This window comes from Allotamlana fucoidanivorans (genome assembly GCF_045788535.1).
Lineage (GTDB): Bacteria > Bacteroidota > Bacteroidia > Flavobacteriales > Flavobacteriaceae > Allotamlana > Allotamlana fucoidanivorans.
In genome coordinates this window covers 2,487,908-2,501,027 of the sequence record NZ_CP074074.1, presented here as the reverse complement: position 1 = coordinate 2,501,027, position 13,120 = coordinate 2,487,908, and the positions used below count along the sequence as shown (strand labels likewise).

Here is a 13,120-nt window from a genome sequence, read left to right as displayed (position 1 = left end):
AGAACAACACTATAAACTACACATTACTTTTATCTCTGTTCTTATGTTTAGAAAACTCTGAAGGCGTTTGCCCATAATATTTCCGAAAACACTTTCCAAAATAATTTGGATGACTAAAACCAACCATATAACTTACCTGAGCAATAGTGTGCTGACCTTGTTCTAAGAGTTGTAATGATCTTTTAAGTCTAACCATTCGCATGAAATCATTAGGAGCAAGACCAGTGAGTTTTTTAAGTTTCCTAAAAAAAGTAGATCTACTTGTATTCATATCAGAAGCCAATTCATCAATCCAATAGTTCTCATTAGCCATATTTAGTTCCATAAAGTTCATAATACTTTTTAGAAATTCTTCATCTAATGAATTAAGCGTAACTTGTTCTGGAGTAATTTCTTTCTCAGTTTGAAACCGTTTACGCATAAGTTCACGAGAGCCAATAAGCTTTTCTATTCTTACCGATAGTAATTTCATTTTAAATGGTTTTGGAATATAGGCATCTGCTCCTGATTCTAAACCTTCAATACGATGCTCAACAGAGTTAAGTGCCGTAAGCATAATTACAGGAATATGGCTTGTTCTTACATTGTTTTTAATTTTATAACAAAACTGTACACCATCCATTTCGGGCATTAACACATCAGTAATAACTACATCAGGTATTTCTTTGAGTACTATTTTAAGAGCCTCTTTTCCATTTTCTGCTTGTAACACATTGTAGGTTTCTTTTAATCCATTGCATACAAGTTCACGTATATCTTCATTATCATCTACTATCAGTACAACCTTTTTATTGTTTTCATTTAATGAGTTGAAATTCATCTGACTATCCCGCCTTAACATTTCCTCATCAATCTCTTCCTCATTAATATTTTCTAACACAGTAATTTCGGCAATTTCTTCTTCTAAAAAATGCACCCTTCCCAATGGTAATCTTATAGTAAATTGAGTTCCAAGATTTTTCTCTGATTCCACAAGAATTTCTCCATGGTGTAATTCCACCAAATCTTTTGTTATAGCAAGGCCTAAACCAGAACCTTTTACCGCTTCTAAGTCTGATTGATTAATTTGATAAAACCGCTGAAAAATATAAGGCAATTGAGATTTATCAATCCCTATACCACTATCTTTCACCTTAATTTCCACATAATCAGTATCAGAATCAACACTGGTTAACTTTGACTCTTTATTAGTATCTACTTTACAAATACTCACCTCAATATTTCCATTATTGGGAGTGAACTTTATAGCATTATAAATAAGATTATTTAATATCTTTTCAAGTTTATCCCAATCAAACCATACTGGTATTGTGTTCAAGGAACTTTCAAAAGAAATGTGTATATCCTTTCGGTTAGCATGTGATTGAAATGAAAAAATAATTTCTCTAACAAAATGTACAATATTTGATTCTGTTACTTTTAATTTAGTTTCTCCAACCTCTATCCTTCTAAATTCCATAAGTTGCTGTACTAAACGAAGTAAGGAATTTGCATTTCGCTCAACCATTCTTAGTTTTGATTGCACAGACAAATTTTCTTTAAACAACTCTATCAACTCTTCAATGGGATTTAAAATGAGTGTTATTGGAGTTTTAAATTCATGTGAAATATTTGTGAAAAATTGAAGCTTAAGTTTGTTAATATTTTCAATCTCCTTTTGTACTTGCAAGGACGCTCTCTCTCTGGAACGGAGATTGAAATAAGATTGAATACTCCAAAGTAAGGCAATAACTATAAGCATGTATATAAAATAGGCCCACCATGTTTGCCAAAACGGAGGACTAATACATAAATTTATTGTTGATAGCTCTTCACTCCATAAGCCATCATTATTTGATGCCTTAACTTTAAAGGTGTACTTTCCTGGCGGAAGATTTGTATAGTGAGCAGAATTCATCCCCTTTGACTCTACCCAGTCTGAATTAAAACCAGCTAACATATACTTGTATTGATTCTTTTCGGGAGCGGCAAAATGAAGAGCCGAAAATTCAAAAGTCAATGTGTTTTCATGATAATTTAATTCAATAGGTTTCGAATATGCAGAAAGACTCTTATCGAAAAGTATTCTACCATTATAAGTTTCACCCACATTAATAGATTCATTTTTAATTTTAAACCCTACTATATTAACTGGTGCAAAAATGTCATTCTCTTTCAAATCTTTGGGATGAAATATATTTAACCCATTGTATCCACCAAAAAACAGATAGCCATCATCATTTTTAAGATATGCACCCTTTCTAAAATTATTTCCTTGAAGACCGTCTTCCTTATTGTAGTTTTTAAACGCTTCAGTATACCGATTAAAACTTGATATGCCATTATCTGTGCTTACCCAAAGAAAACCATTATCATCTTCAATGATTCCATATATTGAATTGTTAATTAATCCATCTTCTTCCGTATAGTGCTTAAATTTTGGATCTGAATTTTCATCTGGAGACAGTGTCATTTTATTAAGCCCTCCTCCATAGGTACCTATCCAAAACTCACCGTTACTATCCTCTAAAATTGAAAACACAGAATTATGACTTAGAGAATTGATATCATTTGAGTCATATTGAAACGACACAAATAAATCGCCACCGTCAATACCATTTGGAACAACTAGATTTAAGCCTCCTTGTAAAGTTCCAACCCACAGATTACTACGACTATCTTCATATATGCAGCTAATTTCTTTTGCACTAATACTATACTTATTGTTACTATCGGGCTTGTAATGTATTCTATTTGAAAAGTCAAAAGAGCCATTTTGCTTTTTACGTTTTGGCCACTTAATCAATCCATCAATTAAAGAACCAAACCACAATACTCCATGACTATCTTCAATAATTGACATCACTTCAAGCATGTTAAAATCGGTTTTATTAAAGGTGATTACATTTTTATCTTCATTGATATCCATATGGTAAACCCCGTCAACACCTCCTATCCAATAGTCACCATCTCGATCTCTTAAAATTGACCAAATGGGTTCTTGATATCTCACCTCCTTTTCATGCTGCTTTTTGCTTAGATAAAAACGTTCAATGATTGGTTCTTTATAGGCATCATCTATAAACATCACCTTATTTAAACCATCTTGTGTAGCCACCCAAAACACACCTTCTCTTGCTTTTAATATATCATTAATTGAAGAATGACTCAATGAGTTTTTAGATAAAATATTATGCTCAAGATGATTAATTGCTTTTTGTTTTAAGTCACATTTATTTAACCCACCTCCCTCTGTACCAACCCATAACACTTGACTTCTATCAATAAAAACAGATTCAATATTGTTGCTACTTATACTCTCAGGCATCCTGGGATCATGTAGATACTTTAAATATTCTCCAGTTGAAAGATCCAATAAATAAAGCCCATAACCATGAATGCCCAAAAACAGATTGCCATCTTCTTTTTCAAACATAGTAATTAATCCTCCCGATTCTTCTGTGTCGGAATAAATCAAGTTCAAAGGAAACTCCTCAAACTTTACATTATTAACATTTATATATTTTTCAGGGTTTTCAATCTTTAACAGTCTATGACCAACTGTAGAAACCCATAGAGCTCCTTTACTATCCAAGAATAAAAGCTTAATACTTTTATCAATCTCTTTAAAATGAATAAATTCGGTAACTCCATTAATAATAGATACTTTATTTAACCCCTTAACCGTTCCTACCCATATATTGCCTGAATTATCCTCTACCAAAGAATGAATTTGATTGCTTACAATACTTGATGATAAATTTGGCTTATATAGATATTGTGTGGGAAACTCTCCTCTTTCATCAGTACTATTAAAATGAAAAAGACCAGAATGTAAAGTACCTATCCATAATTCTCCATTTTTCTTAGGGCAAATGGCAGTAATTCTAGCGTTTTGAAGCACTAAAGGAAAAGTTGTGAATGTTTGGGTCAGCCTATTATACTTACTTAAACCCTTCCCGGTACCAATGAGTAGATTTCCTTCAGAGTCCAACTCTAACTCATAAACTGAATTACTCACTAAACTATTGGGGTTATTTAACTGATGTCTATAGACGGTTAACTTGAGTCCGTCATATTTATAAAGTCCATTTAAAGTACCAATCCATATATAGCCATCAATATCTTGAATCACTTTCATGACTGAATGTTGAGAAAACTCCTGTTTATCGATAAAATGTTCAAATTTCAAGTCTGTATTTTGACAAGAAATTTCATTAACTAAAAAAAGTCTTAAACAAAAAATCAAAAACAACGTAAACCTATTTCTTATACATAACTGTAATCTATTCTTATCCATTACTAATAAGTTCGAAAATATTTAATTAAGAGATTTAATCTGCTAAAAGATACAAGGTAAAAAAAATTTTTATTCTTACTACTTCATCCCAAACACTTTACCTTCTATTTAAAAAAATGGCAACCAATTCAATACATGAAATGATTGCCATCAAACTCACAATATATAAAAAACTAACTCAAAATTGTGTATTTTAATAGTTCGGGTCCTGCTCTAGCACTCCCCTTTGTAAATCTAATTGCGATTGGGGTAATGGGAAGTAATCATCTTGACCTGGAGTATAATTAGCTCCTTGAATCCATGGTAATTTACCATTAGATAATTCTGATTGTAAATATTTTGGAATGACATCTCCATCAATTTCCCAGCGTACTAAATCTTGAAAGCGCATACCTTCTAATGCAAACTCTAAACGCATTTCATGTCTTACAGCCTTCAATGCATAGTTTTTATCAGGAAAAGAAGCATATAAACCAAGATTGTAATTGGCTGCAGGTTCATTTTCATCAATTATTATCGGTTCACCTGCCCCAAATGTGGTATTACTGATTTTCCCCATAACGATATCATCTTGAGCGCGCTCTCTAATCATATTAACCATATCTCTGGCTTTTATGAGGTCATTCTCCTCTGCAGCAACTTCAGCCCTCCATAATATCACGTGACTTAATCTAAACAATCTCCAGTTATTTCCGTTTAATCCAGCTGACCATGTTGGTGTTGCAATTGAAATGGTTTTAAAGTTTCTTTTATAGAACATAATTTTCTTATTCAAAAACGGCCCCATACCAGCTTGGTCAAGCATCCAGTCTCCACCACTCATAGGCCCCCAGTCTAAAAAGGGAATACCTCTTCTTCCTATTGTCCAATCTACTCTAGGATCGAGTTCAACATCAGTAGGAGTAAACGGTTGTGTGTCTAGCAACCCATAATCTTCTAAAAGCAGATCATCTTGAAAGGTATCTAGCAATGGTAATCCATTTGCATCTACTTTAAAAGCATTAAACAAATCAAAACTAGGGGCACTATAAGCACAACACAAACCAACATCTGCTCCTCTAGGAAATAATGTTCTATGATCAGAACCTGCATTTTCTCCGCCTCCGGTACCATCATTTACTGTATATTGAACTTCAAAAATGCTCTCTGCATTGTTTTGTTTCTCTTCATCATGGTTATCATAGAAATGATCCATTAAGACAAACGGTCCATTGTTAATGATATCATCTAACAGAGGTTTTGCTTCTGAAAATTCCTTCTGAAACATATGTACCCTAGCCTTTAAGGCTTTAGCTGCCCAACGAGAAGCACGACCTACTTCAGAGGGCACTTCAGCCATCCCATTGTCTATTCCCCATTGCAAGTCTGCTTCAATATCATCCCAAACCTCTCTATCATTAGGAACTTCACTTGCCTTTACATTTTCAGTTATATATGGTATTCTCTCAATTTTGCTTCTTAACTGAAAATGGAACCAGGCACGTAACCATCTCGCCTCTGCTTCTAATTGCTTGGCACTATTATCAGGTATCGCATCCCCAGCTAATTTTAAAACTCTCAATACGTCATTTGCTCTAGATACGCCATCGTAGTTTGCAGCCCACAGACCTTCAACCCATGGGTTCGTTGGATCAACTTCATATCTTTCTATAAGGTTAATTGCACTCCATCCACCTGTTTGATCACCACGATGCATATCATCTGATGGCACATCTCCCCATACCCAATTCGTGGCAGAAGCTTCACCAGCTCCACCGGGTCCTCCTTGAGAAAAACCATCAATAACCGAATAGGCACCAATTAGCAATAGGTTTACTCCTTGTTCATCGGCCAACGTTTCCTCTGTAACACGTCCTACAGGAAACTCTTCTAAAAATTCTTCCTTACAAGCACTAATAGTAATTCCTAGAATTACCACGAGACTAATTTTTAACTTTAATCTTTTCATTTTCTATTTTTTTAAATACCAATGTTTATTCCAAAAATTATTTGCTTGGGCTGTGGCCAAGTACCCTCATCAAAGCCTCTATCAATCTCATTTTCAGGACTAACTTCTACATCTAACCCTGAATATGTATCAAACAATGTGATTAAGTTTGTTCCCATGACATAGAGGCGTAAATTAGAAAAACCTAATTTTTCTAACATCGCATCAGGCAAGTTATACCCTAACTGTATAGATTTCATACGTAAAAACGAACCATCCTCAATGTGTTCTGTACTTGTATTCTGCTCAAAACTTGTAGTACTTGACGCTTTTGGCAAAACGGCATTACGATTATCATCCAAATATGGACTTCCCCATGACCTAAAAAGACGATCTGCCGATTTAGGACCTTGGAATAACCCCCAACGTGGAAAACGGTCATGGTAGTTTACGATATCATTTCCAACACTTGCATACCATATAGAAGTCAAATCAAAGTTTTTATATTGAACACCTATATTGATACCCGCTGTAAAGTCTGGATGAGGATTGCCTATCCATGTTCTATCTTCAGGTGTAATTTCGCCATTTCCATCTACGTCTCTAATTATAAGATTTCCAGGTTGATTATAATCTCCATTTACAGGATGCGCATCTGCTTGTTCTTGTGTTTGAAATATTCCATCAACAATATACCCATAAAATTCTGGGAACGAACGACCTGTCACTGCCCTTGTATACCTTTGACCTCTTTCTGCTCTTCCCAAAAGTTGATCTCCATCTGCACCAGATAACTTAGTCACTTTATTTTTATAAGTTGAAAGATTTACACCTATACTATAGTTGAAATCTTCGTTTACTGTTTGCCTGTAAGTTAATTCAATATCAACACCCTTATTATCCATTGTACCTACATTCACAAAAGGAGCTAATGCCTGACCTTCTACAGCCGGAATAGTTGTTCGAAATAACATATCACTAGTTTTTTTCTTCCAAAATTCAACGCTTAAATCTAACCCTTTAAATAGTGTAGCATCCAATCCTATGTTTGTAGACTCTGTAGTTTCCCATTTGGCATCTGGATTTCCAAATTCAGTAGACTGATATCCCAAAGAAATGGTATTATCACCACCACCAATACCATAATAAGAATTCCCTAAACCTGATCCGAAGGTTGTAAAGCCATTGTAATTTCCAATTTGATCATTACCAGATTCACCCCAACCTGCTCTTAATTTTAATCGATTTAACCAACCACTTGTGCCTTCCATAAAGCTCTCATTTGAAATCATCCAACCAGCAGAAACAGCCGGAAAAACACCATAACGATTGTTGGCCCCAAAACGAGAAGATCCATCACGACGAACAGTACCTTCTATCATATACTTATCATTGTAAGAGTAAAAAGCCCGTGAGAATAATGAAAATAAAGACCAAGCTGCTGCATCAGATCCATTTGTAATTGCTCCGGCTCCTGATTCTAAATAATAAAATTCATCTTGCGTTGAAATATAACCAGCTCTGCCCGCCTCAATTTCATCAAGATTAAATTTTGTTGATTCCATACCTAAAACTATCTCAAATGCATGTGCCTCATTTATAGTTTTAGAATAACTTGCAGTATTTGTAAAGTTCCATGTTAAATTATTTCCTCTAGTTTCGCCAAGCGTATTTACAAAGCTACCATTTGTGTTTTCTGGGTCACCAAATCTAGGATTATGATTACTATACCAGTTCATATTGTAACCAAATAAAGATTTAAATTTCAAATTTTCTATTGGTTCAATTTCAACATAAAAGGTTCCTACTAAATTAAGGTTTTTTCTAAGATCCTTTCTTTCTCTGAAAAGATGCCCTACGGGATTAGGTCCGTCATTTAAGTTTCCTCCTACAACACCTCCGGCCCAATTACCAGCTATATCATATATAGGTATTAGCGGACTTGTTTCAACATATGCATTAAAACCTGGATTATTTCCTCTACTTTCAGAAAGAGTAGCTCCAATACGTTTACCAACTGTTAACCAATCTGTTATTTGAGACTCTACATTTGTTCTAAAGGCATATCTATTGAACGAGTTATTTTTAAAAACGCCATCCTCTTTGAAGTAGCTACCGTTAAAGGAATAAACTGTTTTTTCTGACCCTCCTGACACTGACAAATTATAATCTTGTAATAAAGCCGTTCTGAAACTTTCTTTCATCCAGTCTGTCCCATTCTTATTGGTCAATGTAATAGGATAATCTCTTTCTTGATAGAGGGAAGGGTCTGTTGAAGGGTCTCCAATGGAGGCTCCATTAGGAAACAAATAATCATTTACTCTTGTGCCCTTAATATCATTAGGATCAAAACTAAAATGTGGATGATTTGGAACAATACCATCATTTGTCTGCTCCAACCATATCATTTGACCAATTAAGTTAGGATCTGTTATAAGATCATATTTTGCATTGCTTTTTCCAAATCCTGTTCTTACATTAAATTGAAATTTTGGTGCCTGATTTCTACGTCCAGATTTAGTAGTAATAAGAATAACCCCACTCGCTCCTCTTGCGCCATAGATGGCTGTAGAAGAGGCATCTTTTAAAACTTGCATAGATTCAATTTGATCTGGTGGAGGGACAGCGCCACCATTAACCCCATCAACAATATACAAAGGAGAATTTCCATTAATACTACCAAGACCACGAATCCTAACTTGAGCCTGTTGCCCTGGTCTAGCAGAAGAAACTACGGTTACACCCGAGGCACTTCCCTGTAATGCTCTAGTAGCATCAGCAGAAGGTTGTGCTTCTAAAAAATCGTTATCCACCGTACTCACCGAGCTAACCACATCAGTTCTTTTTCTAGAGCCATAACCAATTAGAATCACTTCATCTAAAGATTGAGCATCCTCCAATAGAGTAAAATTAATAGTTGTACCAGTACCAACAGTAGACTCCTTCGTTTGATACCCCGTATAAGATACAACAAGCACATCTCCTTGATTTACTGTAATAGAATAGTTCCCATCAAAATCTGTAACAGTTCCATTAGATGTTCCCCTTACTAATACGTTAGCTCCGATTAAAGGAACATTAGATTCATCGGTAACCGTTCCTGTGACAGTAACCGTTTGTGCATTCGATAGAATAGTACTCAATAAAAATAACGATAACAAAGCTATCTTTTTAAAAGAAAACTTAAATCGACCGAAAATGCATTTGAAAAAATAGTTTTTTTTCATAATTCAGTTTAGTTAATAGTTTAGTTAATTGTTTTGTGTCAAAAACGCAATTCTATAACACCAAAATTATCTTGTTAGAGCGTCAATAAATTGTGTTTCATTTAGGTTTGCAAATTAGTTTATAGCCATCCTTTTAAAGAGTAAAAGGAATTCAACAAAGAGTAAAATTCAATCAAAATGACCAAATAATAATAATTTTACTAAAAATTACCGAATAATTATTAAATTCATTTATAGATACCAAACTTTTTAAGATTTTGATATAACACACTATATAATCCCATAAACCTTTAAATTCCATTAAGTCTTGAATAGAGAAAATAAACAAATCATTTCATTTTTATTTCTAGTAGCACTTTCAATAGTTATCCAATCCTGTAAGCGTGATTTGCCCTACCCCCTACTTGAAACCGACAAACATTTTACCTTGGTAAATTCTGATTATACCAATATTAAATTCTCTAATACCCTTACCGAAACCGCAGAAGAAAACCATATTATAAACGAAAACTTTGTAAATGGTGCTGGAGTTGCAATAGGAGACATCAATAATGACGGCTTACAAGATCTTTATTTCTCTGGAAATCAAGTGAATGACAAACTCTACTTAAATAAAGGTAATTTAGTTTTTGAAGACATATCCGAATCGTCTGGTATCAATAAATTTAATTCCTGGTCAACAGGTGTTACTTTTGCAGATTTCAATTCTGATGGTTTACAGGATATTTATGTCTGTAAAAATGCAAGCAAAGAGAATAGCTCAACGTCAAATTTGTTATTCATAAATAATGGAGATTTAACATTTACCGAAGCAGGTGAAGTGTTTCGTGTAAATGACATAGGTTTCTCAATACAAGCCAATGTTATTGATTATAACAAAGATGGATGGCCTGATATATATTTAGTTAATCAGCCTCCAAGTTATGGTAGTAGAAAAACGGGGCAAACCCCCTTAAAATATAAAAATCCAAGATTCAGCGATAAATTATACAGAAATTTAGGAGGCAACAAAGGGTTTGTTGAAATATCAGGGCTTGCAAAAACAAGAAACCTTGCTCATGGTCTCTCTGCCAGTGCTGGCGATTTAAATAATGACGGTTGGACAGATTTGTATATAACAAATGATTATGACAAACCTGATTTTTTGTATATCAATAATGCAGACGGATCCTTTAAAAATACCATCAATCATTCCTTTAAACACATATCTAATTTTAGTATGGGTAGCGACATAGCCGATTTTGATAACGATGGAAATCTGGATATCATGGTTGTTGATATGGTTGCTGAAGATCACAAGCGCATAAAAACAAATATGAGCGGTATGAACCCTGAAAATTTTTGGGCTATTGTTAATAAGGGTTGGCACCATCAATACATGTTTAACACATTGCATAAAAACAATGGCAACAATTCTTTTAGTGATATAGCCCAACTTGCTGGTGTTTCCAATACAGATTGGAGTTGGGGACCTTTAATCGCAGATTTTGACAATGATGGTCTTAAAGATGTTTTTGTTACCAATGGTATAAGAAGAAATATGCGATTTAGCGATATAAATAGCAAATATGAACAGATTCTTGATAGCATTGAAGTTGTTGCCAAACAACAAAACAAACGTTTTCAAGACGTGGTAGATGTCTTAACATTGGCCAAAATGGCTCCTATAGATAAACTAAAAAACTATGCTTTTAAAAATAATGGTGATTTAACCTTTGAAAACAAAATTGAAGATTGGGGATTTTCGTTAAAAACCCTTTCCAATGGTGCATCTTATGCAGACCTAGATTTAGATGGTGATTTAGACCTTATTATTAATAACATTGATGATGAAGCCCTTATTTATAGAAATAATTCGGTTGAACGTAACCTTGGCAATTTTATCCGTTTTAAATTAAAACATGAAAATAACATGTTGATTTTTGGCACAAGAGTTTCAATTTTCAAAAACGATTCATTATGGCAAATGGTAGAGATTACAAATAACAGAGGCTATATGTCTAAAAGTGAAGATATTGCCCATTTCGGGATTGGTTCTTCAACAGCAATCGATAAAGCCGTAATTAGCTGGCCAAATGGCAAAAATACTGTTTTAAAAAAATTAGATGCCAATCAAACTATAGAAGTGTCCTCTGATCACACAAACGAAAATTATAACATTTCCAATCAAAAAAACAGCTTACTATTTAAAGATATTACAAAATCAATTAGTCTTTCTTTAAAACATCAAGAAAACAACTATAACGATTATGAAAAAGAAATTCTATTACCTCATAAAATGTCTCAATTTGGTCCGTATATTTCTGTTGGAGACGCCAATGGAGATGGGTTAGACGATTTTTACATAGGAGGATCAGCAAATCATTCAGGAAAACTGGTATTACAAAAGCTCAGCGGAATATTTGAAATTCAAAATATAGGAGGTTGGTCCATTGATAAAAATTGTGAAGATGCAGGAAGCTGTTTTATTGATATTGATAATGATGGAGATTTAGATCTCTTTGTAGCTAGCGGCGGCAATGAGTTTGAGGTCAATAATCCAAAATACCAAGATAGACTTTATGTTAACGATGGAAATGGCAACTTTAAAAAAGACCAAACTAAAGTACCCGATTATCGTATTAGTTGTTCCGTAGTTGAAAAAGCAGATTACGATAATGATGGAGATATGGATATTTTTATAGGCGGACGTCATACACCTCAAAAATATGCGTTTCCAACAAGTTCTAAATTACTTGAAAACCAAAATGGAAAATTTGTAGACGTTACCAATAGTACCATTCCTGGTTTAAATAATATTGGTATGGTCACATCCGCTACTTGGGTGGATGTTAATAATGATGAAAATCTAGACCTGGTGGTTGTTGGAGAATGGATGCCTATAACTATTTTTATAAATGTGAACGGAAAATATAAAATTCAAAATTATGAAGGAATAGATAAATCTGAAGGTTGGTATTTTGAGGTGAAAAGTGCAGATATGGATGGTGATGGAGATATGGATTTAGTTGTAGGTAATTTAGGATTGAATTATAAATACAAAGCTTCTGTAAATTCGCCTTTTCAAGTACACAGTTATGATTTTGACAAGAACGGAACCCAAGACATTGTTTTAAGTTACTACGATCATGGTCAGGTCTATCCGGTACGAGGAAAATCTTGTTCCACTCAACAAATACCTTCTTTGAGTGAAAAGTTTCCTACCTATGAATCTTTTGGAGACTCTAACTTATTAGATATTTATGGAAATGACTTAAATAATGCCTTAAACCTTAAAGCTTATACTTTTGCTTCATATTATATTGAAAATATAAAAGGAACGTCTTTTAAAATGCATAAACTACCTATGTTAGCTCAAATATCTAACATAAATAATATTCTAATTGAGGATTTTGATTCTGATGGTAATAAAGACATTTTAGTTTCGGGTAACCTTTATGGCTCTGAAATAGAAACTCCCAGAAATGATGCTGGTATTGGCTTGTTTTTAAAAGGAAACGGACAAGGTGATTTTACACCAATTCCAACCTTAAAAAGTGGTTTTTTCACACCTCATAATGCAAAAAGCATGGAAAAAATTACTATTAACAACATTAATGCTATACTAATTGGAAATAATAATGAAGCCATTCAAATGATAAGTTACTAATAGTAACTATTACGCTAGCTGATTAGCCTTTATTTACC

General features: G+C 33.8%; 4 protein-coding genes. 1 reads left to right on the top strand and 3 read right to left on the bottom strand.

Annotated elements, in window-relative coordinates; translation table 11 throughout:
- Positions 1-16: 16 nt before the first annotated feature.
- The 3 genes from KFZ70_RS10980 to KFZ70_RS10970 all read right to left on the bottom strand — a co-directional run bounded on the left by KFZ70_RS10980 (position 17) and on the right by KFZ70_RS10970 (position 9,433).
- On the bottom strand, positions 17-4,120 hold the full coding sequence (locus tag KFZ70_RS10980) for a two-component regulator propeller domain-containing protein (protein ID WP_158293174.1): 4,104 nt from the start codon (positions 4,118-4,120) through the stop codon (positions 17-19).
- Between the two features lie 352 nt (positions 4,121-4,472).
- Positions 4,473-6,227, bottom strand: a complete 1,755-nt coding sequence (locus tag KFZ70_RS10975) for a RagB/SusD family nutrient uptake outer membrane protein (protein WP_139695272.1) — start codon at positions 6,225-6,227, stop codon at positions 4,473-4,475.
- A gap of 11 nt (positions 6,228-6,238) precedes the next feature.
- Positions 6,239-9,433: a TonB-dependent receptor gene (locus KFZ70_RS10970; protein WP_139695273.1), complete on the bottom strand. Its 3,195-nt coding sequence runs from the start codon at positions 9,431-9,433 to the stop codon at positions 6,239-6,241.
- A 307-nt stretch (positions 9,434-9,740) separates the two neighbouring features.
- Between KFZ70_RS10970 and KFZ70_RS10965 the strand changes: the two genes are divergently transcribed.
- Positions 9,741-13,082 (top strand): VCBS repeat-containing protein, encoded by a 3,342-nt coding sequence (locus tag KFZ70_RS10965; protein ID WP_139695274.1) that lies wholly within the window; start codon positions 9,741-9,743, stop codon positions 13,080-13,082.
- Positions 13,083-13,120 lie beyond the last annotated feature (38 nt).

Excerpts from the sequence above, each read along its gene's own strand:
- KFZ70_RS10975 (WP_139695272.1), bottom strand. The coding sequence starts at position 6,227 with ATGAAAAGATTAAAGTTAAAAATTAGTCTCGTGGTAATTCTAGGAATT.
- KFZ70_RS10970 (WP_139695273.1), bottom strand. The coding sequence starts at position 9,433 with ATGAAAAAAAACTATTTTTTCAAATGCATTTTCGGTCGATTTAAGTTT.
- KFZ70_RS10980 (WP_158293174.1), bottom strand. The coding sequence starts at position 4,120 with ATGAAAGTGATTCAAGATATTGATGGCTATATATGGATTGGTACTTTA.